The following is a 26994-nucleotide window of genomic DNA, read 5'->3' on the forward strand; positions in this document are numbered from 1 at the left end:
GTTGATCCAGTTCTAATTTTGGTTTTGGGTCATTACATAGGTACCGCTGGCATCCAGTCGCAACGTCCAGCCGGGATACACCACAATGGTGGTGGTGAGTTCTTCGACTACAGCCGGGCCCTCAATCACGTCACCTGCTCCCAGGCGTTCACCATCGTAGACGGTGGTCAGTACTGTGGGCGTATTGGCATGGAAGGTCATATGGCGGCGCGTTCGGACAGCATCGGTCACACGTCCGCCGTCGGCCAGTCTGGGTGGCTGCAACGGTTGCGTTTGACCGATGGCAACGCACTCGATATTGATGATTTCAATTAGGCTTTCGGGCTCGTTGTAGGTAAAAAGCTGTTGGTGCAGATCGTGGAATCCCTGTGTGATGAGTGGCAGATTGGCGGCATCGACTGGCAGGGTACCGATATCCACGGTGCATTCGTGTACTTGGCCAACGTAGCGCATGTCAATGCTTCGGCGGAAACGAATGCGTTCTGCTGGTGTGCCTTCGGCACGCAGTGTCTCGAAAGCCGCTGCTTCCAGCTCCAGGAAGCGTGCCTCAATGGCAGCGAGATCCGCGCTGGTATCAAGGCGCATCGGTGTGGCTGCCATGTGGTTGTAGCGCACGTCGGAAATCACCTGGCCGAAGGCGCACAGTCCTGATGCAAGCTTTGGCACCAATACAGTGCGACAGCCGATGTCTTGTGCCAGTGCGGTCAGGTGCAGGCCTGTGGCACCGCCTGCCCCGACCAGCGCAAAGTCGCGTGGGTCATAACCGCGCTCAATCGAGACGCGTCGAATGCCATTGGCCATGTTGTTATTGACGATGTTGTAGATGCCATGTGCAGCTTTCTCAACGCTGATATTGAGTGGTTCGGCAATGTGCCGGGCAATGGCCTGGCGTGCAGCGGAGGCATCGACTTCGAGTCGGCCTCCCAGCAGATGTTCAGGGTTGAGGTAGCCCAATGCCATATTGGCATCGGTGACGGTTGGCAAGGTGCCGCCGCGTTGGTAGCAGGCAGGTCCGGGCTGTGCACCGGCTGATTGTGGGCCGACATTGAGGATGCCCATCTGGTCTATCCAGGCGATGGAGCCGCCACCTGCTCCCAGCGTTTCGACCTGGATCATTGGTGTGCCAATGCGATAGCGCAGAAAGTCAATGTCCTTATTGACGTTGGTTTTGCCTTGGTGGGTCAGTGTGATATCGAACGAGGTGCCACCCATATCGACGGTGATGTAGTTGGAAATACCCAGTGGCTCGCAGAAGTAGGAGCCAGCCATCGGTGCCGAGGCTGGGCCGGAGTTGATGGCATTGACTGCGCGCGAGACCATGGCCTCGCGTGAGGCCATGCCACCGTTGGACTGGAAGTAGCGCACTGGTACCTGAGTGCCTTGCTCGCGGTAGAACTGGTCGATGCGGTCTACATACGCCTTGAGTACCGGCCCCAAGTAGGCGTTCACCACGGTAGTGGATGTACGGGTGTACTCGCGCATCTGTGGGAATACTTCCAGTCCTGCCGAAACATAAGCTTCGGGCAACATCTCGCGCACAATTTCCACGGCACGCCGTTCGTGTCGGTCATTGGCGACTGACCACAGCAGCGATACGGCCACAGCTTGCACGCCTTCACGCTGAAACAGTTCACAGGCTTGGCGCACATCGTCTTCGTTCAACGGTGTGTGGACACTGCCATCTGCCAGGACGCGCTCACGCACAGGTCGCCGCAAGTGGCGATCGACCAAGATGCGGGCGGCTGGATATTCAGAGTCATAACGATAGCCCTCTTCCTTGTGGCCCAGGCGAATCTCCAGAGAGTCTTCATGGCCTGCGGTACAAATCAGGCCAGTCTTGACACCCTTGTGCTGAATCAGTGCGTTGAGGGCGACGGTGGTGCCGTTCACACACAGTTCGGTGTCAGCCAGAATTTCACGCATGGGCTTTCCGATTTTTTCGGCGATCTGTTGAAAGCCTTCGGCAATAGCCCGGGTGCCATCCTCTGGAGTGGAGGTGGCCTTGAAGAGGTGAATGTTGCCCTGATCATCTGCCAGGATGAAATCGGTGAATGTGCCGCCAGCATCCACGCCCAATCGATAAGTCATAAGATTTTCGCTTTCTTTGTGTGTCTGAAAATGAGGGGAATGAGTCAATAGGCATCAGGCTGCGCGGCGTTCGCACCGCATGCCGCTCCAGTTGCGGGTGTCCACGTCCACGCCGTATTCGATGCGCGCGGCCTCAACCGAGACATAGCCATTGCGCACATCGGCTACCACGCGTGCAATCTCGCGTTCCAACGGCAGACCCCAGCCACCGCCACCGGGATTGATGGTGCAGACGCGCTCGCCTGGCTGAATGGTCATGACGGTATTTTTGCGGCGCACCTCTACCACTTCATCGCCATGTTTGAGTTCTACCCGGCCCAGCGTGCGTTCTGGTTCGACGCTGGCAGCACCATTGGCTCCGATGGAGGGGTGGATGCGCCCCTCGCCGAAACTGACTGCCGTCATGGCATGGTTGCGCGGTTCTACCTCCCAGGCTGTCGCGCAACCGCCTCGGTAATAGCCAGCACCACCGCTGTCGGTCACCAATCCGTAGCGGTGAATCTGGATGGGGTAGGAATACTCCAGTACCTCAATGTCGCCTGAACTCAATGCACCGAAGCAGCACTGTGGCCCCACCGAGTTCCAGCCATCCATGTGGGCGGTGGCACCAGCACCGCTAATCAACGAGGCCAGCACCATGGTGACGTATTCTTCCTGGGTGCGTGAATCGAACCCTGCAATGTTGATACCGCTGGAATGTCCCCAGGTGCCCACGGCCCGTTCCGGTGCAGATTGTTCCAGTGCCAGTCGTACGGCATCGGCCAGTGTCTCCATGGGTGTGGTGGAGCAATTGACGTGAGGTGCCGGAATCTGGGCGTTAAGCAGTGTGCCTTTGGGGCCGACATCCACCGATATGCAGCGGTACAGTCCCTCGTTGTAGGGGGGCGCGACCTTGGCAAACATCATCAGCCCCAAGTACACGCCAGCGTAGGTATTGCCTTCGTAGGAGTTGATGAAGTAGGGAATCTGGGGTGGGCTTTCCAAAGCGATGTGGCAATTCTCTCCATCAATCGTCACTGTGGCACGCAGCGTGATTTCGCCCAGACCGTGGCCTGCATCTTCCAGTACGGCCTCCGAGACATAGCGGCCATCCTGGACACTGGCGATGAGCGCGCGCATGGATCGGTCGGCCATGTCCATCAATTCATCAATGCTGCGCTGTACAGCATCCAGACTGTACTTTTTGACCAAGGCCAGCAAGTTGCGCTCCCCGATGGAAACCGCACCGTACTGCGCGCGCAAATCCCCTTCCCAGTCGCGCTGTGAACGCACATTGGCCAGCAGCAGTTTGATGACATCTTCGCGAGGCACGCCTTTGTCCCAGAGCTTCACAGGTGGAATGCGCAGACCCTCTGCGTAAATTTCCTTTGCATCGGGGTTGTATCCGGCTGGTACTGGCCCACCAATGTCGGTGACATGGCCCTTGCAGACACTCCAGAACACCAGCGTGCCTTCATGGAAGACGGGTTTGTACATGCAGCAGTCCAGAATGTGGCTGCCCATCATGGCTGGATCGTTGTGGTAGATCACGTCGCCTTCGTGTACGTCGCCGCCGAAGTAAGCGATCACCGCTTTCATCGCCTGCATCAAGCCTCCCAAATGAATGGGAATGTCTTGCCCTTGCAGGATCATTTCTCCACGGTGGTTGAACAACGCATTGCTGTAGTCGTGTGCCACGTTGAATACGCTGGAGCGTGCCGTCTTTTCCAGCGTCAGTGTCATTTCGCGCTGTGTTGTCTCCAGCGCGCCACGCACTACTGCCAGCGTAATCGGATCAATTGCATCATTGGCTTTCATTGATTTCTCCATAAAGCAGAAAAAGTGATGAATAAGTCACCACACCATCGCATTCAAGCACTGAAGGTGTGTACGACTTGGAGATATTCTGAAGACTGGATGTAAAAGTGGGTTGAACCACAATGCACCATTGATTGTCTATGTTTGCACCTGGTTTTCCATGATGAATATTTTGGATCAGGGTCGTGGGCGGTGCAGGCATGTGCAAGAAATTGTGCAATTGAGTGATAGTTGAAAATAGAAGCCCCATGCTATCTTGAATGCCTTCAACATTTCTTGGGGTTTGAAAATGGCTAACGTTATGGAAAAGTCGATGAAGATGGAGAAGTATTCATTGACGATGGCGTGGTGGGGAGTTTGCAGTGCAATGTTCTATTTGGTGGTTGCTGCTGCATTGGCAGTCGGATTCGGTACTCGAAATGCCATTATTGGAATGACTTTGTCGGTGCTGTGTTATGGATTGATCAATGGGGTAATAGCAAGGTATGCCATCCGAACGGGGTTGTCGGTGGCTGAATTTTCAAAAATAATTCTTGGTAAAACCGGTGCCACGCTGGCAACCTTGATTTTTGCCAGTACGGCTGTGTATTACGGTATCTTTGAAGGATCCGTGATGGCCGTGGCCCTGCATAGTTATGCGCCATCCATTTCGATGGAGTGGGCTATATTAATAGTGGTGCTCTATAGCACTGTTCTGGTGCTGGGAAAAACGTTGCGCTGGCTGGATAAGCTCAATGGAGTGCTGTTGCCACTTTATCTTCTGGGATTGTGTGTGTTGGTTGGTGTTGCTGTAAACGAGTATGGTTATTCTTCCGACTGGTTGCGTATGGAGCCATCTGATGGAGCATCGCCATTGGGATGGTGGAACTGTTTCACCTATTTCATGGGGGTCTGGGTGCTCATGATGTATACATGGGACTACGCCCGTTTCGGGAAAGCCGAGGACAGTCGTTTTCTTTCATTATTCAGTTTTGGTATTCCGTTCTATCTTGTTGCATTCTTGTTGAATGGTTTGGTCGGAATATTCCTGGCTGCAACCATTGCATCAGGATCTGAAATAACTGAAGTTTCAGTGGTGTTGGCCATCGTGCAACTGATGGGGTTTTGGGGGCTGTTGTTCGTGTGGATTACACAGACCCGTATCAATACTGGAAATTTCTACATGGCCATTACCAATCTACATGCCTTCTTTGCCCGCTATGGTGCAGGGAGGGTGCCACATGCGGTATGGGCAGCAGCAGTGGGAGTAATTGTTTACATGGCTATGCACTTCGATGTGTTTTCGTACATTCTTCGAGCATTGACCTATCAAGCTATTTTTATAGTGGGTTGGGTTGGAATTGCCATGGCTCATATTTTGACGCCATACTACGAAAGGAAATTTAATGCTGTACAGCATGTGAATTCTTCTGAGTTGCCGGATTTTAATAAGGTGGGTGTGAGCGTTTGGTCGATTTCGGTTGTTTTGGGTGTTATGTTGAATCTTAGTGATAATTTATTTTTGAGCGCGTGGTCGGCACCTTGTGCTTTTTTGGTGGCATTCTCTGGGTACGCATTGCTGATGAGGAAAATATCGGTAAGCTGGTTTGTCAAATAAAATAACCGGGCCATTTTGGTGGAATGGCCCGGTTATTTGTCATGTGTTGGCAAGGGGTTGTGTATCGATTTATTCTATTTCTGTTTTGATGGACTGGTTTGCTATGTTGCGATTGTTTTTTCTCAATTCAGTGGGGGATACGCCGAATTTGGTTTTGAACATTCTTGAAAAATGGGCTTGCTCATTGAATCCATGTGCATATGCAAGCTCCCCAATTGGAATGCTGGAACGCCAATCGACCAGTTTTCGGTGAATGGATTCAAGCCGTTTTTCGTATAGTCGTCGTATTGGAGAGATGTTTCTGCTGGAAAACAGTTTGTAAAGATATCGTACGGATATGCCACAACCCTTGGCGATTTTCTCTGGTGTCAGTTCTGGATCGGAAAGGTGCTGATCCATGAATTTCTCTACTTTGGCCAGATGGAACGCAGTCAGGCTGGATTCCTCGCTGCCGAGGATACGCTCGTCGTTTTGAACGATCAGGCAGAAAGTATCAATTAATTGTTCAATCAGCAGTGACTTGGATGCGGCATCAATGCAATTGAATTCGGTATGGATGGATCGAATTTTTTCGAAGAAAATTCTACCCAAGCCACTGCTGCTGCTGAATGAGAGTCCAGCATAACGCAAATGGCCTCGAATGCGGTTATGTACCATTTTTTCGGGAATCTTCAGCACCATAACCTTGTTGAAATTCCGATAGCCGAAGCGGTAAGGCAAATCGCTTCGTTCAACAATGAAATGGCCCGGCTGACAATCAATATGCTGTCCGTCTTGTTCGAAATAAATCCCTGTCAAACAGGGAATGGTAATCAAATAGTATGGTTCATCGCTGCTTGCCATGTGCGCACGATTGCGGAAATAGCAGGTTGGTGAAGACTCAAGGCTGGAGAGCGAGACTGCACTGTCGGATAGTTTCCATGCGAGCAGCACACCATTGACGGGCACCTGTGCATCCACTTTCAGACCCAGTTGGAAATAGGTGTCGCATACTGCATAGTTCCAGTACTCAAGCTGGTTGCGCTGTGAGATTTTTCGCGTATCGATCAGGGTTCTCATGGGCAGAGGGGCAAAATCGTTTGGAAAACTGGCGTTCTGTTGGCCTCAGCTTCACGAAACGCGTGACCATAGCTTGCCATTCTGCACATGCTCAACAACTACCAGCTACAGGATATTCCCGATGTCAAGCAAGTTATATGCCATGTTGATATTCATGCCACCTGGGTTTCTCTGCTGATCGTGTGTTGATTTCAAGAGTGAGATCTGACGATGTCAGGGAGATGCCTCATGAGTGCACATTGACACTGCTGGGTTTGGCTGGGGTTTTGTGGCGAGGCAGGTGCTCGCAGGCCTTGCAGATGCCTTCTATGACCAGAGAAAACTGGTTCATCTTGAAGCCATTGTCTTGGCAGATGGTCTGGATATGTGACTCGATGCTGGAGTGCTGGGGCCATGACAGTTTCTTGCAGTGGCTGCAAATGATGCGGCACGACTGGTTTTCGGCACTGAGGCAGTAAAAGCTTCTGGGTTCGTCATCCAGCCGAATGCGCGTGATGACTCCGTATTGCTCCAGTTTCTTGAGATTGACGTAAATCGTGGACAGTTGGGTTTCAACCCCTTGATTGACCTGAATGGTGTAGATTTCCTGTGCCGTCAATGCCTTGTCGCTCTGGTGGATGATGTCGAGCAGTTTCAGTCTGGGCAATGTGATGTGAATGCCGATGTTCTTCAGGATTTGAACCGATTCCTGATGCTGGCTGTGGGTGCTGGCGGTATGGCTTTTTCTGTTTTCTTTCATGGGATGCCCATACGGGATTTTCTGGAGGGTTTGCATGTGGTTTGATGAACGGTTCAATCATTGCAGGGTAGTATCGTCTGGATTTTTCTGCGAAAAATGAATGGAATGAATATTCGATATACCCGGTTTCGGCATTCCACGTCAGGGGGGATTGGCACGCGCGGTCACGCCTGACAACGCATGTACCCGAGGCTCTGTCTTCAGCGGCTCTGGTGCTGGTCGAAGGCCGTTTGCAATTGGGCAATGCTCTGCTCCAGCAGTTGTCTTGCGATGGCTCTGGTGTTCAGGCTGCATCCGTTGGCGGGGTGGATGGCGTTGGATGGGGGCGGATGGCCGTGCCGCATGGTTCGATGGTTTGCAGCGAGATGCCATTGCGCCGGAACCATTGCGTCAGTCGCTCTGCGTGGGCCGTGGTGGTGGCGGGAGCTGGTTTCAGCGGATGCACGATTTCCTGCCGCATCAGCAGTTGCAGGGCTTGCAGCAAAGCTCCGGGCTGCCCTGCAAAGGCCGGGAGCTGTGCCAGTCGGGCAAATGATGCCGGGCCTGTCGCCAGGCTTTGCAGCAGTGGCGAGAAGATGTTTTCCGGGCCTTCGATGTTTCCGATGGGGGTAGCAAAGGAAATCGGGCCTTGCGTCGGTGTGTCTGGCAGTGGCTGGAACAACATTTCACCGAGTTGGGCGAGGTGTTTTTGCTGGCCCAGTGGTTGCGGCTCTCGCTGGAATAAATCCATGCGCTGGTGGCTGTGGCGCGCCATGTCCTTGAGGGTTTCGGCCAGCGCGGGTGCCTGGGTCTGCCGGATGACGGCTTGCATGGGGCCGGGCACAGACAGCGATGTGTCCAGGTTGTGAAACACATCCGCGCTGCCCAGGTAGCCCAGGCCAGCCTGGCCGATGCGCTGGTGTACTGCCACGGAGTGCTGTGGTTGCCAGTGGTCGGTGAGGAATTCGTGGGCCACATGGTTGGGGTTCAGCTTTTCCAGATTGCGCAGGTGCTTCAGCACTGCCGGTTGATCGGTGAACAGGCCCCGGTCGCTGAGCTGGCGCAGCAGTTTCAGTCCGGTGTGGGCGCGCTGGGCCGAGATGCCGGGAATGTGGTGGGCGAAAAGGTTCAGGAAGTGTTGCAATGTCGCCAGCTCGGTGGAGCCGGGATGGCACATGTAATGCAGATAGAAAAGTCCGCCTGGTTTCAGGTGGCCTTGTACGCAGTCCAGCAGGCTGGTCTGGTGTTCGGGCGCGATCCAGGACCACACGCCATGCGTGGTGATGAAGTCGAATGGCGTGCGATGGCCGGTGGCGAATTCCTGGAAACTGCAACCGATGAACTCCACGTTCTCCAGTCCGCTGGAGAGCGCGGCAGCGCGTGCGGTTTGCAGATGGTTTTCGTTGAAGTCCACGCCCACAAAGCGTGCCTGCGGATGGCTGGCGGCGGCCACCAGCAGGTTGGTGCCGGTGCCACAGCCGAGTTCGCAGAAGGTGAATGGCCGGGTCAGGTCGGGGGCGGCAAAGCCCAGGAAATGCGCCACGCAGCAGAGCCACACCGGCTGCATTTCCTTGTAGAAGAATGCCGGGTAGCTGACATCGGTGGTGTAGCCATTGGTTCGGTTCATGGCAGTCCTTTCCATGCGGGGCAGCCCGGCCATGAATGTGCCGGGCTGTGTGTGCCATGTCGATCAGAAGCTCAGGCTCAGCGATGCGCTGTAGCGGCGACCGTCCAGCGTGTAGGCAAAGCCATCTTCCGGTGTGACGGTCTTGTTGGCGACGTTGTACACACCGAACTTGAGGCGAAGATCACGCGATACCGAATAGACCAGACCGACATCGAAGAAGGTATAGGCCGGATAGCGCACGTCGTTGGTGCCGGAGCCGCTGGAGGCCACGGCCCGCCCGGAGGTGCGGCCCCGGTAGTTGGCCTGTGTCCACAGGTTCAGCTTGTTGGTGGCACGCCAGTCCAGCGAGGCGTTGAACATGTGCTCGGGTATGTCGTTGAGCGGACTGCCTGCGTAGGTGCCGGAGGTTTGCTCGGACTCGGCAAACGTGTAGCTGTGCCGGTAGGTGAGGTCGTTGCGGATGTTCCAGTCCAGCGTCCATTCCAGACCTTGCAGTTCGGCGGAATCGACGTTGATCATGGTGGTGTAGCCGAACTGGTGGGCCGGGTAGGTGATGCCGTTGTACACGCATTCCTGATTCTGCATACAGCCCGATGTCACGCCCGGCAGCAAGCCTCTGCCGGTGCGCAGCAGCTTGTCCTTGAACTTGCTCTTGTACACGGTCAGGCTGCCGGAAAGCCCGTTGTCGTAGTTGCCGTAGTTCAGGCTCAGCTCGATGTTGCGCGTGGTTTCGGGCTTGAGGTCGGTGTTGCCGATGACCACGCCACCCATCGAGGTGCTGCCAAAGTCGGTGGCGGCACTGCGCAGGCTGGGGGTCTTGTAACCGGTGGTCAGGCCGCCCTTGAGGGCCAGGTTGTCGGTGATGTCATAGACGGCATAGACCTTGGGGCTGAAGTTGCCGCCGAACTGGTCACTGTGGTCGTAGCGGCCACTGAGCAGCAGCGCGAGTTCGTCGGTCAGTTGCCAGTTGTCTTCGGCAAACAGGGCGTACATGGTGCGGTCCATCGTGACCACGTCGGTCGGCACCACGAAACCGGGCGGGTTGAGGCCGTTGGAGGCACCGTCCTGGAGTTCTTCCCTCTTGTAGTTGGCCCCGACAGTGAGGGCATGCTGGCCCAGGAACCAGGTCGCCTGGCTGTTGGCCGTCAGGCTGTCGAAGCCGATGCTGTTGCCGGTGGTGGCGTTCACGCGCGTGGGGTTGTCCGAGGTATCGTAGTTGATGTAGGTTTCCCACAGCATGTCTTCATAGCGGCCTTCGTGGGTGGCAAAGAAGTTGTCGCGCAGGGACTTGCTGTAGCTGGGGCTGGCCGTTTCTGCCAGGCTCTTGCCGGGGTTGTGCCAGCGTTCCTGGCGGGTGTGGGTGCCGCCCAGGGTGAAGGTGTTCTGCTCGTCGAGCTTCCAGCTCAGCTTGGCACCGACGTTCTTGCGCTTGAACTCGGGGTCGGCAGCGGCACTGTCGCCACCGCCCACGAAGTCGGCCTCGTCCTGGTTGCGGAATGCACCGGTCAGTTGCAGCGACAGCGCGTCTTTCACGATGGGCAGGTTCAGTGCCATGCTGGTCTGGAAGCCGTCGTTGGTGACATCGTTGCCGCGCCCGGATTTGATGTATTCGGAAGTGATGCTGCCGCCGACTTCGTTCACCACGCGCTTGGTGATGATGTTCACCACACCCCCAATCGCATCGGAGCCGTACAGCGACGATGCCGGGCCGCGCACTACTTCGATACGCTCGATGGATTCCAGCGGTGGCAGGAAGTTGATTGGCGTACCCGCCTGGGCACCATTCAGGCCAAATGCCTGGTTGTCCTGCTGTGGCCTGCCATCGACCAGGAACAGGGTGTAGTCCGCACTCATACCCCGAATCATGATCGATTGCTCCACGCCGCCGCCCTGAATGTGCACACCGGGCACGTTCTTGAGCACGTCGGTGATGTCGGTATAGGACTTCTTCTCGATCTCGCTGGCGGTGATGACCGTGATGGCGGCAGGTGCTTCCTTGACACTTTGCTCGTAGCCAGCGGCCGTGATGGTGATTTCCTCCAGTCGTTGCACATCCTCCTCTTCGTCGGATTGCGCGGCGGCATGGGGCGCGACGGCATACAGGCTGGACATGACGGCCACCGCAATCAGGCGGTGGCGGAACGTCGGTGGATTCTGGAAGAGGCGGGACATTTCTCGGATACCTTTCTAATCAATGGACAGACAAAAACGATGCCCGCGTGCCTGGGCAGGCACGCATGGCACAGCAATCGGGGTAACGGGGCAGGCCACACAGGCTCAGGCGTGGTGGGCCATGCCTGAATGTGTGGAATGCGCGTGTGCATGGGCCTTGCCTTGACGGCGTTCACGGTCATTGGCAAAGCAGGCCACTTCTACATAGACGGATGACCCTGGCCAATATGCACCTGACCATACAAACTATTACAAATAAGAGTGATTTTCGATTTTATAAACGTTGCGCCCATGCGCATCTCCCGATGGGCTGGGAAGCAGGGGGCAGTGATGGCACGCGCCAGCCATCAGAACGTGTTTACGATCTCAGAACGAGGTCGATAACTGCACGTAGTAAGAGCGTCCAGGCTCGTTATAGGATGCGGCGGCACTGGTTGCGGCGGTGCCTGCGGTCTGGCTGATGGAAATGACCTCCCGGAACAGCCGCTTGTCCAGAAGATTGCGCACACCAAAACCGAGGTGGGTAGAGGCATTCAGCCGCTGGCGGGCACTCAGGCCAATCAAGTGGTAGGGCGCGCGCTTGGTGAGCGTATGGCGGGCCTGCGCACCTTGCAGGGTGAGGGTGCGTGCTTCCTGCACGCCGTGAAACGTGGCCGTCAGTTGCAGCGACAGCGAGGGCGAGGCGACCCAGTCCAGGGTACTGTGCAGGGTGAAGTGGGGAATCACGGACAAGGGTTGGGCATTGCTCTCGTTGTGGTTCTTCTGCATGTAGGTGAAGGTGTTGAGCAGACGCAGCCGCTGCTGCCCGGCAGAGCCCTCAGAGTGGGAAAGCGGCAGGTTCAGATGCCCTTCCAGCCCTTGCACGATGGCCCTGTGGGCGTTGCCCCAGCGAAACAGATAGGTGCTGTCATCCAGAATCTCCGGCTGGATGCCATCGAAGGCTTCGGCGTGGATTTTGTTGCGGTAGTCATTGCGGAACCAGTTCAGGCTGGCATCCAGCCCGCGCGGGTGGCTGTAGGCCATGCCTATTTCCTTGTTGATGCTGTGTTCGGCCTGCAACTGCGGATTGCCCTGGATATAGCAGCCATCTCCCAGGCGTGGCCAATTGACCGGACAACCATTGCCCGTGCTGTAGAACAGGTAATGGGGGTTGGCCTGGTACAGATCGGGGGCCTTGAATGCCTTGGCAATGCCCGCATTCAGGCTCAAGCCTGCTCCCACTTCATAGGTGCCGTGCAGGCTGGGGCTGCCGTTGCTGCCCAGCCCCTTGTGGTGATCGAAACGAAACCCCGGTGTCAGGACGATGCGCCCTGGCAGTTCCAGATGGCTCTCCAGATAGAGGGCGTAGGAGCGGGCACTGGCACGGCCTGAGCGCGGTGTCTCCACGCCCGGAATCGGTGCCCCGGCTGAAGCCGATGCAGTCATCGAGGCCGGATCGTCCAGACTTTGATTGCGCATTTCCAGGCCGAACGTAGTCAGCTGTGGAATGCCACCGGCCTGCCACGATGAGGTGCCTTCGAGTTGCACAAACACATTGTCCAGAGCCGATTTGCCGGACTTTTCAGCCGTATTGATATGGCCTTCGCCACTGCCCATCAGCCCGGTGGGCGTGTAGAGCCGGTCGGCCTCCTCATAGGCCAGCACCATTCTGGACGAACCCTCTGACCATTGGCCCCGGTGTGTCAGCGAAGCCGTGCGCCGGATGGTGCTGTTGGTTTCTGCACCCGCGCGGGCCAGTGCCTTTGTCAGCGCAGTATTGCCTTCGGTGTTGGGGCGTTCACCGGTGTAGATATTGCCCTGCCGGCTGAAGCCGACCTCCATGTCCAGCGTCTGGCTGGGGGTGAGTCTCCATTGCAGCAGGCCGTTGAGATCCCGGTTGCGCACACCTGCGCGTCCGGCAGGCGGGATGGACGTGGGCGAGAGTGGCGTGCCCGATGCCGTGGCATTGATGGCCAGATCATCGGCTGTGCTTTTGGCAACATTGCCGTACAGCCGGAACGAAACAGGCTCTGCCAGCGGGCCAGAGATGCTGAAGCTGCTGCGCCGGCTCTCCTGTTCCTCACGGTGTTCGGCCCGATCGACATAAACGTTCCATGAACCGGACAGTTGATCTGCTGGCTTTCGGGTGATGATATTGACCACGCCACCCGCCGCCCCTGAGCCATAACGGGCAGCGGCAGGCCCCCGGATGACTTCGACGCGCTCGACCAGATCGGCAGGCACCCAGTTGGAATCCCCACGGGTATCCCTTTCCCCGTTGCGCCGCATGCGCACCCCCTCGCGTGCCAGGACAGGCTTGCCATCGATCAATATGAGTGTGTTGTCCGGCCCCATGCCGCGCAGATTGATTTGCCGCTGGTTGCCGTGTTGCCCGGTGGAGCCACCGGTCGTCAGACTGACACCCGGCTGGTAGCGCACCAGTTCGGCCAGATCGTTGGCTGGCGGATTGCGCTGAATATCGTGGGCCGTGATTGTGGACATGCCAGCAGCCACTGGCCATCGATTCTGCGCCTGGCTGGTGACGAGCACCTCGTCCAGCACCCCGGCAGAGCCATCGGGCAGGTGCTGTGGTGTCGTTGCCGTGGGGGCGGTGGGTGGGGCAGATGGGGTGACGATGAACGTGCCACCTTCTCGCACGGCAATCAGGCCACTGCCAGCCAGCAGCCGATCCAGTGCCTGTTGCAGCGTCAGCCTGCCGGAGACGGCAGGAGCATTCTTGCCGCTGACGAGTGCCGAAGAATAGGTCACCGGGTGCTGTGTGGTGCGCACCAGCTCATGGATGGCCGTGGCCAGCGGTTGTGCGGCAATCTGAATGTGCACGGGGTGAGTCGCTGCACCGCCTGTCTGGGCATCGGCCAGCATTGACAGGCTGGCAGCGGCACTCAACACCAGCCACCGTGCCAGCGTGGAGCCGGATGGCATAGGCGCAGTCATCCTACCTGGAGGGGGAGAGGCGGACTTCGTGGCGGCCATCGCTTTGCCGAACCAGGTGTACGGGCAGTATGCGGGTCAGAACCTGCGCGAACTGCTCGGGGTGCTGCGTGGGGTAGCTGCCACCAATGCGCAAGGCCGCCACGGCTGGGTCACGAATCACCAGACCGGTGGGGCCATAACGCCCCAGCTCGGCCAAAGCCTGCTCCAGTGGCATATCCTCGAAATGCAGCAAGCCGCTGCGCCACGATGCAATCTGGTTTTCTGGTACCGCCAGCACCGTGCCGATGGCCCTCGAGGGGGATACGCGAACCGCCTGCCCGGCCGACAGCTCGATGGCATCTGCCGATGGAGCCATGCCGGTACCGGCCTTGTGGCGCACCCGCACCCGCCCTTCTTCCACCGCCACATCCACCGACTGGGCATCGGTGCCACCGGTCAGATAGCGCACCGAAAAGCGGGTGCCCACCACCGTCGCCCGCGCATCGCCTGCCAGCACCTCGAAAGGCTTGTCGGCATCGGAAGCAATATCGAACAGGGCTTGACCGTGGGCCATCTGCACCTCCCTGCGACCAGCGAAGAACCGCACACTCAGGCGGGTGTCCGTGTCCAGCAGCAGATGGCTGCCATCGGGCAGGTCAATGCCCCGGCTTTCCCCCACCGACGTGGCATAGCGTTCACTGAAGGATGGCGACTCGGGCCAGTGTTGCCAACCCAGCCAGCCCACCAGCAGCACACTGGCCAGCAGAGCAGCCATGGCCTGCTGGCGAGAAAACAGCAGCAGGGAGGCTGGCCACCGACGAGGGGAGGGCGTGCGGGTGTGCACAGGCTGGCAATGGCGCACAGGCACCGTGACGGGGCGTGTCGCGCGCAGGCGCAGCCTGTCGGCTTCGGGCAAATCTCGTAACAGCTTCATGCTGGTTTCGAGGCGTTGCATGGCGGCACGGTGCAGGGGATTGGCCGCCAGCCACTGGGCCAGTTCTGCTGCTTCCTGCGGATTCAAGCCCAGTTCCTGGCGGGTGTGCCAATCGACAGCGGCCTGATGCACGGCATTGTCTGTCAGTGCCTCGTCATGGGCAGCACCATGCCCATCGCCACTGGCTGTCGGGGGGCCGGCTGGTGTACCAGATGGGGAGCGGCTTATCGTGCGGGGAGTATGCGGCATGGCTTGATGTCCGGTGCAGTCATGCAACGTCGGTATCCGCACCATTGGCACGCACGCCTGGAGGATTGGCGGAGACACCATCCAGGGCTTCCTGACAGCTCAGGCAAGCCAGCTTGCCCCGCCGGACGTACTGATTCGCCATGCTCAGCGAGATGCCCATCTGCCCGGCAATCTCCTGCGCCGACATGCCATCGAAAACGTAAAGAGAAAAGGCTTCGCGGCACCGGGGAGGCAGGCCGTCGATGGCATGCTGATAGGCTTGCAGTGCCTGTCTGGAAGCATACAGCTCGTCTGGCTGCATGCAGACCGGAATGGCGGGTTGCCTGTCTTCTTCCAGAGCCTCAATGCTTTCGTGCTGCCTGTGCGCGGATTTGCGCCCCATGTCGATGACGATGCGCTGTGCGATCTTGCGCAACAATGCACGGGGATGCCGCACCGATTGACCCGACTGCTCCATGGCCAGAGTGCAGGCATAGGCTTCCTGGACGACATCTTCGGCAGTGGCATCGTCCCGCACCAGTCGTCGGCAAAACTTCAGCGTCTCTCGATAGTAGCTGATGAGCATAAACCAAATGATGATTGGAAGTCACTGGAGGGAACTAGGGCGTGTCATAACAGCCAAGAATATTCTACCGACAAAAATAATAATTGAAATTATTTGCTTTATTGGATTATGGGAGCAAGCCTTGTCTGGAAATTGCCCAGGAAGAGCGGCCATAAAAAAATGGCTTACGACAAAAATCGTAAGCCATCGATATAGGTGGCGCGGCTGGCGGGGATCGAACCCACGACCCTTGGCTTCGGAGGCCAATACTCTATCCACTGAGCTACAGCCGCACTGCAATTGCATCAAGGGCGTGATTATGGCATGAGTTGCCCTGCCGTGTCGGGATGCGCACTGCGTTGCCCGAAGATGGCTGTGCCGATGCGCACCATGGTGCTGCCTGCCGCAATCGCCGCTTCCAGATCGCTGCTCATGCCCAGCGAGAGGGTGTCGAAGTGGGAGGCTGCGGTGGGCTGGTGTTGTTGCAAGTGGTCTTTGACCTGGTCGAACACGGCCTTGACTTGCTGGTGGCTGTGCAGTTGGGTGGCGAAGTCCGGGGCAGGTTCTGGGATGGCCATGATGCCGCGCAGTTGCAGCCGGGGCAGGGCAGCGATGGCCAGTGCCAGTTCGGTGGCAGTGGCTGGGTCGATGCCGGATTTGTTCGCTCCCCCATCGGCATTGACCTGAATCAGCACTTGCAGCGGTGCCCGTTCGGATGGACGTTGTTCCGAGAGGCGTTGGGCGATTTTCAGGCGGTCGATGGTGTGAACCCAGTCGAAGTTCTCGGCCACGCTGCGGGTTTTGTTGCTTTGGATGGGGCCGATGCAGTGCCATTGCAGGGCAGCATGGGCAGGACTGCGCAGAGCTGCAATTTTGTCCACGGCTTCCTGGATGTAGTTTTCACCGAAGGCGCGCTGTCCGCAGGCGTAGGCGGTGGCAATGTCGGAGGCAGGGAAGGTCTTGGAGACGGCCAGCAGTTGCACAGCATTCGCGTCACGCTCCGCCTGCTGGCAGGCGGTGTGGATGCGCTGGTGAATGTGGGCGAGCTGGCGGGCGAGGATTTCGGAGGACGCAGGGGCGGTCATAATGGCAGGGTTGCGTGTATCGGTATCGAATTGATAGAAGGTGTTTCCATGGACATTACCCAGCTTCTGGCGTTCAGCGTCAAAAACAAGGCTTCCGACTTGCATCTGTCGGCGGGTTTGCCGCCCATGATTCGGGTGCATGGCGATGTGCGGCGCATCAATGTGGAGCCTCTCGATCATAAGGCCGTCCACAGCATGGTGTACGACATCATGAACGATGGCCAGCGCAAGGCATTCGAGGAGTTCCTGGAGATTGACTTTTCGTTCGAGATCAAGGGGCTGGCACGTTTTCGGGTGAATGCCTTCAACCAGAACCGGGGCGCGGCGGCGGTGTTCCGTACCATTCCAAGCAAGGTCTTGACGCTGGAGCAACTGAACGCGCCGAAGATTTTTGCCAGTCTGTCCGAGAAACCGCGCGGGCTGGTGCTGGTGACCGGGCCGACGGGTTCGGGCAAATCGACCACACTGGCGGCCATGATTAACCATCTGAATGAAACCGCCTATGGCCACATTCTGACGGTGGAAGATCCGATCGAATTCGTGCACGAGTCCAAGAAGTGCCTTATCAACCAGCGTGAAGTGGGGCCGATGACGCTGTCGTTCACGGCGGCCTTGCGCTCGGCCCTGCGGGAAGACCCGGATGCGATTCTGGTGGGGGAATTGCGTGACCTGGAAACCATCCGGCTGGCCCTGACGGCGGCGGAAACCGGGCACTTGGTGTTCGGTACACTGCACACTTCCAGCGCGGCCAAGACTATCGACCGTATCATCGACGTGTTCCCCGCAGAAGAAAAAGAGATGGTGCGTTCCATGCTGTCGGAATCGCTGGAGGCAGTGATTTCGCAGACGCTGCTCAAGACCAAGGATGGTGCCGGGCGGGTGGCTGCGCACGAGATCATGCTGGGCACGCCTGCGATTCGCAACCTGATCCGGGAGGCCAAGGTGGCGCAGATGTACTCGACGATTCAGACCGGGCAGGGTGTGGGCATGCAGACGCTGGACCAGAACCTGCTGGAGTTGGTGCGGCGCAATGTCATCAGTGCGCAGGATGCCCGCCAGAAGGCCAAGACCCCGGACAACTTCCCGGCCTGAAACTGAAGTTCCAGCGTTTCAGGTGTGGATGCTGGGTGGCGCGTTCCATTGCGCCACCGCATCGATGGCCAGCGCGTACCCGAACACACCCAGCCCGCAGATCACGGCACGCGCCACCGGCGCAATGTACGAATGGTGGCGGAAGGCTTCGCGGGCGTGGACGTTGCTGATGTGCAGCTCGATCAAGGGCACGTCGGTGCCCTTGATGGCATCGGGCAGGGCCACGCTGGTGTGGGTATAGGCCGCAGCATTGAGCACCACCCCAGCCAGCGCGCCTTGCCGGTGCAGTTGCCCGGCTTCGTGAATCCAGTCCACCAGTTGGCCTTCATGGTTGCTTTGCCCGAAGCGCAGTTGCAGGCTGTGCTGCTGGCAGCGTGTTTCGCACAATTGCTGCACGTCGGCCAGGGTGTGGTGGCCATAGACCTGCGGTTCGCGGCTGCCCAGCAGGTTCAGGTTGGGGCCGTTGAGGACGAAAACGGTTGGGTATGTGCTCATGGAAGATGTTGGCCTGTTGGAACAGGGGGTCAGATGATCTCGAAATGCTCTGTGCCCGCCGCCAGATCGCTGGACTTGGCGCGTTCGCTGTGCAGCTTGATCTGCAAGCGCAGATCGTTGAGCGAGTCGGCATTGCGCAGGGCATCTTCGTAGGTGATGAGACGCGCCTCGAACAGATCGAACAGGGCTTGATCGAAGGTCTGCATGCCCTGGTTGCGGCTGAGCTTCATCACCTCCTTGAGTTCGGTCACTTCGCCCTTGAAAATCAGGTCGGACACGCGCGGGCTGTTGGCCATGATCTCCAGCGCGGCCACGCGGCCCTTGCCGTCCTGCTTCGGAATCAGGCGTTGCGAGATGATGGCGCGCAGGTTCAGCGACACGTCCATCAGCAACTGGGCGCGGCGTTCTTCCGGGAAGAAGTTGATGACGCGATCCAGTGCCTGGTTGGCACTGTTGGCGTGCAGGGTGGCCATGCACAGGTGGCCGGTTTCGGCGAAGACGATGGCGTGCTCCATCGTGTCGCGGTCGCGGATCTCGCCCATCAGGATCACGTCCGGGGCCTGGCGCAGCGAGTTCTTCAGCGCACTCTCCCAGGAATCGGTATCCAGTCCCACCTCGCGCTGGGTCACGACGCAGTTCTTGTGCGCGTGCACGAACTCCACCGGGTCTTCGATGGTGAGAATGTGGCCATAGGAGTTTTCGTTGCGCCAATCGACCATCGCCGCCAGCGTGGTCGATTTGCCCGAACCGGTCGCCCCCACCAGAATGCACAGGCCGCGCTTGGCCATGGTGAAATCCTTGAGGATTTGCGGCAGGCCCAGTCCATCGATGGTGGGCAGCTCCATCGGAATCACCCGCAGCACCATGCCCACATGCCCCTGCTGCATGAATACGTTCACCCGGAAACGCCCGATGCCGGTGGGGGAAATGGCAAAGTTGGCCTCTTTGAAGCGTTCAAAGTCGGCCGCCTGGCGGTCGCTCATGATGGAGCGTGCCAGTGCCATCGTGTGCGCCCCCGTCAGAGCCTGGGGCGAGACCTTGGTAACCTTGCCATCGACCTTCATCGCTGGCGGAAACTCTGCCGTGATGAACAGGTCACTGCCCTTGCGGTTAATCATGAGTCGAAGCAGATCATTGACGAATCTGCTGGCCTGATCGCGTTCCATGGTCGATAGCCTTCCAGGTAGTGGGGGAGGGACGTGCAGCGGGGCCGAAACTGCCTGAATCAGGCAGCGTGGCGTTTTTCCAGAATCTCGAAAGCGGGCAGCACCTTGCCTTCCAGCACTTCCAGGAAGGCACCGCCACCGGTGGAAATGTAGCCGATGTCGGCCTCGATGCCGTACTTGGCAATGGCCGCCAGCGTGTCGCCACCGCCTGCAATGCTGAAGGCGGGCGAGCTGGCAATGGCCTGTGCGATCGTGCGGGTGCCATTCTCGAACGCCGCAAACTCGAACACCCCAACCGGGCCGTTCCAGACAATCGTGCCTGCCGATTGCAGTTGCGCCGCCAGTTTGGCGGCAGTCTGCGGGCCAATATCCAGAATCAGATCATCGTCGGCCACCTCGGTGGCAGCCTTGACGGTGGCCGGGGCATCGGCGGCAAACGTCTTGGCGACCACCACATCGACAGGAATCGGCACCTGCGCGCCGCGCTCCTGCATCAGTGCGATGATGGCCTTGGCTTCATCGACCAGCGAAGTCTCCACGATGCTCTTGCCAATCGGCAGGTCCGCAGCCAGCATGAACGTGTTGGCAATGCCGCCACCGACGATCAACTCGTCCACCTTGTCGGCCAGACTGCGCAGAATGGTCAGCTTGGTGGACACCTTGGAGCCTGCCACAATCGCCACCAGCGGACGGCGGGGTTGCGACAGTGCCTGGCTGATGGCATCGATCTCGGCAGCCAGCAGCGGCCCGGCACTGGCAATCGGTGCGTACTCGGCAATGCCGTAGGTCGAGGCTTCGGCGCGGTGCGCGGTGCCAAAGGCATCGTGCACGAAGATGTCGGTCAGGGCCGCGAGTTTCTGTGCCAGTTCGGGGGTGTTCTTTTTCTCGCCGGGGTTGAGGCGCGTATTCTCCAGCAGCACCACCTCGCCGGGCTGCACCTGCACACCATCCACCCACTGGGTGCGCAGTGGCACTGGACGGCCCAGCAGCTCGGCCAGACGCTGCGCCACCGGAGCCAGGCTTTCATTGGGGCCAGCCTCGCCGCCTTCGGTCGGGCGACCCAAGTGGCTCGTGACCATGACAGCGGCCCCGGCGTTCAGGGCCTGTTCAATCGCGGGCAGCGAAGCGCGGATGCGGGTGTCCTCGGTGATTTCACCTGCGTCATTGAGCGGCACATTCAGATCGGCACGGATGAAAACGCGCTTGCCTGCGACCTCGCCTTGCTGGCACAGGTCGGTAAAGCGAATGAACTTCATGGAAAAAGGCTCCTTGTGGAATGAATGGGAAAAGCCGGGCGCATCCGGCCTGGGGCAGGCAACCGGCGGACGGTATTGTAGAACCTGTTGCCCCCCGTTTTGGCAGGGCAAATTGGCATTACAATCAACGCCCTGCCGGCATCGGGAAAACCCCGCAAGGCACCCAGCACCGCAAGCCTGCCGGTGCTTCCTGAATATCCATCATGCGTGGGGCGTTAGCTCAGTTGGTCAGAGCAGAGGACTCATAATCCACTGATCGAGGCCAGATCGGCGAGGCAGAATTGAGCGGGGCGGCCACCCTTCCGCCCCATCAAAAAAGCAAAAAGGGCCTATAGCTCAATTGGTTAGAGCAGCGGACTCATAATCCGTTGGTTGCAGGTTCAAGTCCTGCTGGGCCCACCATCTTTGCTTGCGCTGGCGCGTCGGTACAGTGGCGGTACACGAGCCCTGTTCTGGAGCAACCGAATGGCGACCATCGTCAAGACACCCTCAGGCACGTGGAAAGCGCTCATCCGCAAGACGGGATGGCCGGCCACAGCCAAGACCTTCCGCACCAAACGCGACGCCGAGGATTGGGCGCGGCGCACCGAAGACGAAATGGTGCGCGGCGTCTATATCCAACGTGCGCCGTCCGAGCGCATGACCATCGAGGACGCGCTCAAGCGCTATCTATCCGAAATCTCACCAACCAAGCGCCCGGCATCGGCCGACAGCGACGCGAGACACGCGAAGCCGCTGATGCAGAACCTGGGCAAGTATTCGCTGGCCGCACTGACACCGGAGCTGATCGCCAAGTACCGCGACGACCGGCTCGCTGGCCTGGATCGCAAGGACGCCAAGGGCAAGCCTGCCCCCAAGCCCCGTTCGCCCAACACGGTACGTCTCGATCTCGCATTGCTCGGCCACCTGTTCAACGTGGCGATCAAGGAATGGGGGATCGGCCTGACCTACAACCCCGTGCAAAGCATTCGCCGTCCAGCGCCAAGCCCTGGGCGGGATCGACGGCTCACGCGAGAAGAAGAAACCCGCCTGATGGCGGCGGTCGATGCTCACTCGAACCCAATGCTCGGCTGGATCGTGCGCATCGCGCTCGAAACAGGAATGCGTTCTTCGGAGATCACAGGCTTGCGCCGGAACCAGGTCGATCTTGACCGGCGCGTGGTGCGTCTCCAGGAAACGAAAAACACGATGTCGCGTACCGTTCCTCTGACGGTCGAGGCAACCCGGCTGTTTCGTGAAGCGCTGAACAACCCGGTGCGCCCCATTGATACCAACCTGATCTTTTTCGGTGAGCCTGGACGTGACAACAAGCGCCGGGCTTACCAGTTCAATCCGATCTGGACGCGCATCAAGAAGGATGCCGGCGTGCCGGACTTTCGCTTTCACGATCTGCGCCACGAAGCCGTCAGCCGTTTTGTGGAAGCAGGCTTGTCCGATCAGGAGGTCGCGGCCATCAGCGGCCACAAGTCGATGCAGATGCTCAAGCGCTACACCCATCTGCGCGCGGAGGATTTAGTGGGCAAGCTCGATCAGGTGGTGAAAAAGACAGGAAATCCATGAATTATTTCAATGAATTTTCTTATTTCCATAGCTGACGCAATTATTTGATTTGAAAAGATATTTTTCTATCCGCGAAATGCTCGACGCCAAGATACCTTATTTTGGTAATCGAGGATGGTGCATTTTGGTATGGTGAGATAGTTAATTTTGGCTTTAAAAATCAATGACTTAAATTTGACCAATAGCCATATCAGTCAAAAAATACGCCCATCTACTCATTATTTCGGTGGATGTATTGATGACAACGGAAGAATATCTACTTCAACGGTATGGCCCACTCATGAGTCTTGGCGACGTGGCGGGGTTGCTCGGTCGCTCGCCAGACGGTATCCGGGTTGCGCTGTACTCGGATACTGATGTCGCCCGCAAGCTCAAGCCCACGATGCTGCGGGTTGGCCGGCGCGTCTACTTCCGCACTCTCCAAGTCAAGGACGCGCTCGCACTCGATAGCAGTGCGCAAGGAGCGCTGGCGCGATGAGCATCAAGGCGATGAACTGGGCGTGGGAGCAGCGGCTACCACCCAATTCAAAGCTGATCCTGATGGCCTTGGCTGATTCGGCCGATGAGATCGGGAAGTGCTGGCCGCGCGTGCGGCTCATCGCCGAAAAGTGCTGTGCGTCTGAGCGAACGGTGCAGCGCGTTTTGAAAGAGCTGGAAGAACGCGGCTTCCTTCATATCGAGCGCAGGTTTCGAGGCGACGGAGGGCAATCCTCGAATGCCTATTACCTGTGCCTCGAATCACCCCCCGTCAATTTGTCATCCCCATCTCTCACCCCCTCCGACAAGTTGTCACCGGGGGGCGACGCGGCCGTCACTCCCCCGGTGACACGACAGACATCCCAGGGCGACAGAACTGTGTCACCCCATGAACCACCAACCAGAACCATCAATAAATCGTCACTACAACTACCGGCGAAAGTTATCCACACGCCGCCCCCTTCGCCCGTGCCGGGCGAGGCGGAGAAAGGCGCCTGCGGCGCATTGGTGTGGCCTTCACGCCTGAATGAGCGGGAGCGCAGTGCCATCGCCTCCATGGTGAGTGGCCTTGATGCCAACGATGCACAGATGCTCCTGGACGAACTCGCCGGGGTAATGGCAACGCAGAGCATCAAGACCAGCCCGGAACGCTGGTTTCGCGCGGTTCTGGATCGCTTTCATCAAGGACGTTTCGCACCGTCGGCCGGTCTTGCCGCGAAGGAAAAGAGATTGCGGATTCAGAGCACACCAGCCGAGACACCAGTTCAGACAGCTTCGCCCGAGGTCATTCGTCATCACTTGGAGCGCATCCAGACCATGCTGGGCAGAAAGGGGGCCACCGTCGAATGACTACCCGGCCGCAGAGCCGCCGCCCGACTGCGACCTTGCGCTATGGAGACCTGGATGCTTACTGCGACAGCTTGGAGCGAACGGGGCTCGTGCGCGTGATCCTGAAAGCGAATCGGCGGCACGGATACGCATTGAGCGTGGAGAACGCCGGAGACTTCCGGCGCGTTGTTGATGGCCACGGACGTCAACTCTGGTTCAGAACCGTGGATCAAGCCTTGGAGGAGCTTGCTAATATTCCGTATTTGAGCGAAGAATTCAGTATTGATCGAACCGATTGGTAAATCGGCCGGGTTGTCCCCGGTCACCGTATCCCCCAAGGGGGACGCTTGTTTGCCCCAAGAGCGCTTCGGCGTACCGGGCTGCCGGCCTGAAAAGAAGGGCCTGATGATCGGGGAAGGCATCAAGATGCCGATCTGACCCGCCGAAAGTGGCGTGACCGTGGGAACCGGAAAAGACGGCCCTGACGACGCGGAAAGACCGTTGTGATTAGCCCAAAGCCCGTGCAACGCGGACAGGGTGCCGCCCCAAGTAATACGGGGCTGACTGCCGGGAACAGTAGCTCGAAAGAGCCGGCAGACAGGTCGGAAAGACGGCCAGCGTCCCCTCCTTCCCACCGAAAAGGAGTGGCAATCACATGAGCACAATCAAAGTCCTGGCCGTCCTCGGCGTAGCCGGCTGGATGATCTTCGGCAACCACGAGGCCAAGGCCCAAATCCCGGTCACCGACGGCGCTTCCATCGCGCAGCAGATCGCCAATCAGGTCGAAACCATCGCCAAGTGGAAGATGCAGTACGACCAGATGACCAGCCAGATCAACCAGATGAAGCAGCAGTACGAGTCCCTGACCGGCTCGCGCGGCCTCGGCAACATCCTGAACAACCCGGCGCTGCGCGAGTACCTGCCGGCCGATTGGCAGGGCGTCTATGACGCCGTGAAAACGGGCGGCTATGCCGGCCTGAGCGGCCGGGCGCAGTCGATCTATGAAGACACCAAGGCATTCGATGCTTGCGCCCATTTCAAGATCGCGGACCAGCGCACCGCATGCGAGGCCCAGGCTGTGAAGGGTGCCCAGGACAAGGCTTTCGCCCTGGACGCCTACGACAAGGCCAAGTCACGGCTGAGCCAAATCGACCAGCTCATGGCGAAGATCAACGACACGCCCGACCCCAAGGCGATTGCCGAGCTGCAAGGCCGTATCGCGGCCGAGCAGGCCATGATTCAGAACGAGCAGACCAAGCTCCAGATGTACGCGATGGTGGCGGCGGCTGAGGATCGCTTGCAGGAACAGCGCGCGCACGAAATGAACGTGCGGGATGCTGCGAAGCGCGACGGCCTCAAAGTTCAGCCCATGAACTTTTCGCTGCGTCCGTAAGGGGGACTGTCATGATTTACGTCCTCTCCGGCCTGCTCGCGGGCCTGTACGCGGCAATGGTTATCGGCTTCTGGCGCGACGTGCGCCGCTTCGGCAAGTGGAAGGAAACCATCGGCCGCGAAGTGCATATGTTCGCTATGGATGGCGTGTCCATCTATGCGGCCTTGATGGTGGCCTACTTCGCCGCGCACGACTGGTACGGCTTCACCTTGCCGCTGTTCAGTCAAGGCCAGCTCATGAGCTGGCAAGCAACGCTCCTGGCGGTCGCCTGCGCGGTTACCAGTCTGTCCATCGGCTACTTCAATGGTCGGGAAAGGTTCCTGACACCAACCTATGCAGGTCGCCGGGAAGCAAAGCTGCGCTTTCTCGCCTCTCGCCAAATCATTGAAGCGGCCGAAGTAGCTCATGCGCTGAAAGTCATGCAGCAACATGAAGCCCGGCAATCTGCCGGCCGCACCATCGAAGCCGAAGCGCGGGAGGTCGGAAAATGAGAAAGCTCGCCCTCTCCCTGATCGTCGCGGCTGTCCTGGTCGGCTGCACGGAACCGGCCGAACCCGTCCAGTCGGTCGATTGGTACAAGGAACACGCAACCGAGCGGGCCGACCGTTTGGCGAAGTGCCGGGCCAATCCTGGCGAGCTGTCCGAAACGCCGAACTGCATCAACGCGGAACGCGCTGAAAGCCTTGCCGATGCGGGCAAGCGGCGCGGCCTCAACGTCCAGCCCATGACGGGCGTCAAGATGGGAGGCAAGTAGCCATGCCCGCAACAACAAACGTCTTCCAGGGTATCGGCGGCACCCTGGACAATGCCACGACGACCTTTGTCACGAACGTGGCCAGCGACACCATTGCAACGGTCTATCCCTGGGCACTCGGTGCGCTGACGCTTTACATCACCCTGTACGCCTACATGATGATGACCGGGCAAGTTCAAGAGCCTTTCAAAACGGGGCTTTTGAAGATGGTCAAGGTCATGATCGTGGGGACGATGGCACTGAATGCCGATATGTACCTGAATGGTGTTGTCGAAGCCTTTCGGGGCATCGAAGAAGGGCTAACCTCCGCCTTCTCCGGCTCGGCTGGTGGCTCGATCTACGCCTCTCTGGACAGCAGCTTGAGCAAAGGGCTTGAGCTGATCATGCAGTGCCGAGAAAAAGCACAGGCGGCCAGTTGGCGGGAGATGGGGACGATCTTCATGTGGTACGTCATCATGGGGATTCTTGCCATCGGCTTTGCCTTGGTCGTGGTGTTCGGCGGCATCGCCATCCTGATGTCCACCATCTACCTGAAAATCCTCTTTGCCATCGGGCCGGTATTCATCATGTGCCTGATGTTCCCGGTCACGGCGAAGTTCTTCGATTCCTGGGTGGGCTTCGTGCTGAACCACGTTCTGATTGTTGCGCTGACGGCGGTCGTGCTGACGCTCGGCGTCACGATCTACGACAATGAAATATCGAAGGTCGTCATCGACTCCGATCAAAACATGCTCATGGTGGCCCTGGAGCTGCTTGTAGTGGCAGCAATCCTCTATGGCATCGTGAAGGGTGTCATGCCGATGGCGGCGGCTCTGGCTGGCGGTATCTCGATGAAGTTCCCCCACATTACCGGAGGGTATAGAACACTGGATCGGCCATTTCTGGCGTTGGTTTGGAAACAGATTTCTTGCTGCCTTTCCTCCTTTTTTCAAACTCTACAGGCGACAGGTAACCGATGCCTGAATGCAGCCGGTGCGGGTTGTACCAGCCCTCGATCCAGCTAAAGATGTCGCGCTTGGCTCCTGCCTTTGTTGGCCAACTTCTCCTGTCAATCAACTCACATTCCAGACTCGCAAAAAAGCTCTCAGCCATGGCGTTGTCGTAGGCATCACCCACCGTCCCCATGGAGGGCGTTACCTTCATTTCTTTGCAACGCTGGCCAAACGCCAAGCTGGTGTATTGGCTGCCCT

At 58.4% G+C, this 26994-nt stretch carries 23 protein-coding genes, 2 tRNA genes and 1 pseudogene; 11 read left to right on the forward strand and 15 right to left on the reverse strand.

Going from position 1 to position 26994, the window contains the following annotated elements; all coding sequences use genetic code 11:
* Nucleotides 1–12 precede the first annotated feature (12 nt).
* Together capA and capB are read right to left on the reverse strand one after the other, a co-directional pair.
* Entirely contained in the window at nt 13–2088 is a 2076-nt protein-coding gene (gene capA, locus BUE21_RS09980) for a caprolactamase subunit alpha (RefSeq protein WP_073356538.1), read from the reverse strand.
* A gap of 54 nt (nt 2089–2142) precedes the next feature.
* Nucleotides 2143–3885, reverse strand: coding sequence for a caprolactamase subunit beta (capB, locus tag BUE21_RS09985; RefSeq protein ID WP_143164494.1), 1743 nt, complete (start codon nt 3883–3885; stop codon nt 2143–2145).
* Nucleotides 3886–4141: 256 nt separating this feature from the next.
* Between capB and BUE21_RS09990 the strand changes: the two genes are divergently transcribed.
* On the forward strand, nt 4142–5482 hold the full coding sequence (locus tag BUE21_RS09990; protein WP_234971115.1) for a purine-cytosine permease family protein: 1341 nt from the start codon (nt 4142–4144) through the stop codon (nt 5480–5482).
* Nucleotides 5483–5551: 69 nt separating this feature from the next.
* Here BUE21_RS09990 and BUE21_RS09995 read toward each other — a convergent pair whose 3' ends face one another.
* The 9 genes from BUE21_RS09995 to BUE21_RS10035 all read right to left on the reverse strand — a co-directional run bounded on the left by BUE21_RS09995 (nt 5552) and on the right by BUE21_RS10035 (nt 16783).
* Nucleotides 5552–6541, reverse strand: a complete 990-nt coding sequence (locus BUE21_RS09995; protein ID WP_073356541.1) for a helix-turn-helix domain-containing protein — start codon at nt 6539–6541, stop codon at nt 5552–5554.
* Nucleotides 6542–6767: 226 nt separating this feature from the next.
* Nucleotides 6768–7280 (reverse strand): Fur family transcriptional regulator, encoded by a 513-nt coding sequence (locus BUE21_RS10000; protein WP_159435841.1) that lies wholly within the window; start codon nt 7278–7280, stop codon nt 6768–6770.
* 283 nt (nt 7281–7563) lie between these two features.
* Nucleotides 7564–8886 (reverse strand): class I SAM-dependent methyltransferase, encoded by a 1323-nt coding sequence (locus BUE21_RS10005; protein WP_073356557.1) that lies wholly within the window; start codon nt 8884–8886, stop codon nt 7564–7566.
* Between the two features lie 63 nt (nt 8887–8949).
* On the reverse strand, nt 8950–11058 hold the full coding sequence (locus tag BUE21_RS10010) for a TonB-dependent receptor domain-containing protein (RefSeq protein ID WP_073356543.1): 2109 nt from the start codon (nt 11056–11058) through the stop codon (nt 8950–8952).
* 366 nt (nt 11059–11424) lie between these two features.
* Nucleotides 11425–13980, reverse strand: a complete 2556-nt coding sequence (locus BUE21_RS10015; RefSeq protein WP_073356544.1) for a FepA family TonB-dependent siderophore receptor — start codon at nt 13978–13980, stop codon at nt 11425–11427.
* Nucleotides 13981–13993: 13 nt separating this feature from the next.
* Nucleotides 13994–15154 (reverse strand): FecR family protein, encoded by a 1161-nt coding sequence (locus BUE21_RS10020; protein ID WP_159435845.1) that lies wholly within the window; start codon nt 15152–15154, stop codon nt 13994–13996.
* A 19-nt stretch (nt 15155–15173) separates the two neighbouring features.
* Nucleotides 15174–15719, reverse strand: coding sequence for an RNA polymerase sigma factor (locus BUE21_RS10025; RefSeq protein WP_073356545.1), 546 nt, complete (start codon nt 15717–15719; stop codon nt 15174–15176).
* Nucleotides 15720–15915: 196 nt separating this feature from the next.
* A tRNA-Arg gene (locus BUE21_RS10030) sits at nt 15916–15991 on the reverse strand.
* Nucleotides 15992–16015: 24 nt separating this feature from the next.
* A complete protein-coding gene (locus tag BUE21_RS10035) occupies nt 16016–16783 on the reverse strand; it encodes a YggS family pyridoxal phosphate-dependent enzyme (RefSeq protein WP_073356546.1) in 768 nt (255 codons plus the stop codon).
* 48 nt (nt 16784–16831) lie between these two features.
* Between BUE21_RS10035 and BUE21_RS10040 the strand changes: the two genes are divergently transcribed.
* Entirely contained in the window at nt 16832–17875 is a 1044-nt protein-coding gene (locus tag BUE21_RS10040; RefSeq protein WP_073356547.1) for a type IV pilus twitching motility protein PilT, read from the forward strand.
* 18 nt (nt 17876–17893) lie between these two features.
* Here BUE21_RS10040 and aroQ read toward each other — a convergent pair whose 3' ends face one another.
* Genes aroQ through BUE21_RS10055 form a run of 3 tightly spaced genes read right to left on the reverse strand, consistent with a single transcriptional unit; the run spans nt 17894 to nt 20792 of the window.
* Nucleotides 17894–18370 (reverse strand): type II 3-dehydroquinate dehydratase, encoded by a 477-nt coding sequence (gene aroQ / locus BUE21_RS10045; protein WP_073356548.1) that lies wholly within the window; start codon nt 18368–18370, stop codon nt 17894–17896.
* A gap of 29 nt (nt 18371–18399) precedes the next feature.
* Complete coding sequence (locus BUE21_RS10050; RefSeq protein ID WP_073356549.1) at nt 18400–19536, reverse strand: PilT/PilU family type 4a pilus ATPase; 1137 nt, start codon at nt 19534–19536, stop codon at nt 18400–18402.
* Between the two features lie 59 nt (nt 19537–19595).
* Nucleotides 19596–20792, reverse strand: a complete 1197-nt coding sequence (locus BUE21_RS10055) for a phosphoglycerate kinase (RefSeq protein ID WP_073356550.1) — start codon at nt 20790–20792, stop codon at nt 19596–19598.
* A gap of 325 nt (nt 20793–21117) precedes the next feature.
* Between BUE21_RS10055 and BUE21_RS10060 the strand changes: the two genes are divergently transcribed.
* The 9 genes and pseudogenes from BUE21_RS10060 to BUE21_RS15005 form a co-directional block, all read left to right on the forward strand.
* Nucleotides 21118–21194 (forward strand) — tRNA-Ile (locus tag BUE21_RS10060).
* Between the two features lie 63 nt (nt 21195–21257).
* On the forward strand, nt 21258–22352 hold the full coding sequence (locus tag BUE21_RS10065; RefSeq protein ID WP_073356551.1) for an integrase: 1095 nt from the start codon (nt 21258–21260) through the stop codon (nt 22350–22352).
* A 280-nt stretch (nt 22353–22632) separates the two neighbouring features.
* Nucleotides 22633–22830, forward strand: a complete 198-nt coding sequence (locus BUE21_RS10070; RefSeq protein ID WP_017172570.1) for a hypothetical protein — start codon at nt 22633–22635, stop codon at nt 22828–22830.
* Entirely contained in the window at nt 22827–23678 is an 852-nt protein-coding gene (locus BUE21_RS10075) for a helix-turn-helix domain-containing protein (RefSeq protein WP_011257508.1), read from the forward strand. Before BUE21_RS10070 ends, BUE21_RS10075 begins: the two co-directional genes overlap by 4 nt.
* Before the next feature lie 261 nt (nt 23679–23939).
* Nucleotides 23940–24095, forward strand: a complete 156-nt coding sequence (locus BUE21_RS14825; RefSeq protein ID WP_162899400.1) for a hypothetical protein — start codon at nt 23940–23942, stop codon at nt 24093–24095.
* Nucleotides 24096–24312: 217 nt separating this feature from the next.
* Entirely contained in the window at nt 24313–25050 is a 738-nt protein-coding gene (virB5, locus tag BUE21_RS10090; RefSeq protein WP_084523151.1) for a P-type DNA transfer protein VirB5, read from the forward strand.
* A gap of 11 nt (nt 25051–25061) precedes the next feature.
* Complete coding sequence (locus BUE21_RS10095; RefSeq protein WP_073356552.1) at nt 25062–25541, forward strand: hypothetical protein; 480 nt, start codon at nt 25062–25064, stop codon at nt 25539–25541.
* Nucleotides 25538–25804, forward strand: coding sequence for an EexN family lipoprotein (locus BUE21_RS10100; RefSeq protein WP_003480886.1), 267 nt, complete (start codon nt 25538–25540; stop codon nt 25802–25804). Before BUE21_RS10095 ends, BUE21_RS10100 begins: the two co-directional genes overlap by 4 nt.
* A 2-nt stretch (nt 25805–25806) precedes the next feature.
* Nucleotides 25807–26580, forward strand: a pseudogene (locus BUE21_RS15005) (type IV secretion system protein); the annotation flags it as partial.
* 70 nt (nt 26581–26650) lie between these two features.
* Here BUE21_RS15005 and BUE21_RS10110 read toward each other — a convergent pair.
* Nucleotides 26651–26994 (reverse strand): integrase core domain-containing protein (locus BUE21_RS10110; protein ID WP_234971017.1); only part of this gene is annotated, 344 nt, incomplete at its 5' end.

Origin of the sequence: Lampropedia hyalina DSM 16112 (assembly GCF_900129055.1) — a bacterium.
Classification (GTDB): Bacteria; Pseudomonadota; Gammaproteobacteria; order Burkholderiales; family Burkholderiaceae_C; genus Lampropedia; species Lampropedia hyalina.

Coding starts and splice junctions, on each gene's coding strand:
- capA (WP_073356538.1), bottom strand. CDS start 2,088: ATGACTTATCGATTGGGCGTGGATGCTGGCGGCACATTCACCGATTTC.
- capB (WP_143164494.1), bottom strand. CDS start 3,885: ATGAAAGCCAATGATGCAATTGATCCGATTACGCTGGCAGTAGTGCGT.
- BUE21_RS09995 (WP_073356541.1), bottom strand. CDS start 6,541: ATGAGAACCCTGATCGATACGCGAAAAATCTCACAGCGCAACCAGCTT.
- BUE21_RS10000 (WP_159435841.1), bottom strand. CDS start 7,280: ATGAAAGAAAACAGAAAAAGCCATACCGCCAGCACCCACAGCCAGCAT.
- BUE21_RS10005 (WP_073356557.1), bottom strand. CDS start 8,886: ATGAACCGAACCAATGGCTACACCACCGATGTCAGCTACCCGGCATTC.
- BUE21_RS10010 (WP_073356543.1), bottom strand. CDS start 11,058: ATGTCCCGCCTCTTCCAGAATCCACCGACGTTCCGCCACCGCCTGATT.
- BUE21_RS10015 (WP_073356544.1), bottom strand. CDS start 13,980: ATGCCATCCGGCTCCACGCTGGCACGGTGGCTGGTGTTGAGTGCCGCT.
- BUE21_RS10020 (WP_159435845.1), bottom strand. CDS start 15,154: ATGCCGCATACTCCCCGCACGATAAGCCGCTCCCCATCTGGTACACCA.
- BUE21_RS10025 (WP_073356545.1), bottom strand. CDS start 15,719: ATGCTCATCAGCTACTATCGAGAGACGCTGAAGTTTTGCCGACGACTG.
- BUE21_RS10035 (WP_073356546.1), bottom strand. CDS start 16,783: ATGACCGCCCCTGCGTCCTCCGAAATCCTCGCCCGCCAGCTCGCCCAC.
- BUE21_RS10040 (WP_073356547.1), top strand. CDS start 16,832: ATGGACATTACCCAGCTTCTGGCGTTCAGCGTCAAAAACAAGGCTTCC.
- aroQ (WP_073356548.1), bottom strand. CDS start 18,370: ATGAGCACATACCCAACCGTTTTCGTCCTCAACGGCCCCAACCTGAAC.
- BUE21_RS10050 (WP_073356549.1), bottom strand. CDS start 19,536: ATGGAACGCGATCAGGCCAGCAGATTCGTCAATGATCTGCTTCGACTC.
- BUE21_RS10055 (WP_073356550.1), bottom strand. CDS start 20,792: ATGAAGTTCATTCGCTTTACCGACCTGTGCCAGCAAGGCGAGGTCGCA.
- BUE21_RS10065 (WP_073356551.1), top strand. CDS start 21,258: ATGGCGACCATCGTCAAGACACCCTCAGGCACGTGGAAAGCGCTCATC.
- BUE21_RS10070 (WP_017172570.1), top strand. CDS start 22,633: ATGAGTCTTGGCGACGTGGCGGGGTTGCTCGGTCGCTCGCCAGACGGT.
- BUE21_RS10075 (WP_011257508.1), top strand. CDS start 22,827: ATGAGCATCAAGGCGATGAACTGGGCGTGGGAGCAGCGGCTACCACCC.
- virB5 (WP_084523151.1), top strand. CDS start 24,313: ATGAGCACAATCAAAGTCCTGGCCGTCCTCGGCGTAGCCGGCTGGATG.
- BUE21_RS10095 (WP_073356552.1), top strand. CDS start 25,062: ATGATTTACGTCCTCTCCGGCCTGCTCGCGGGCCTGTACGCGGCAATG.
- BUE21_RS10100 (WP_003480886.1), top strand. CDS start 25,538: ATGAGAAAGCTCGCCCTCTCCCTGATCGTCGCGGCTGTCCTGGTCGGC.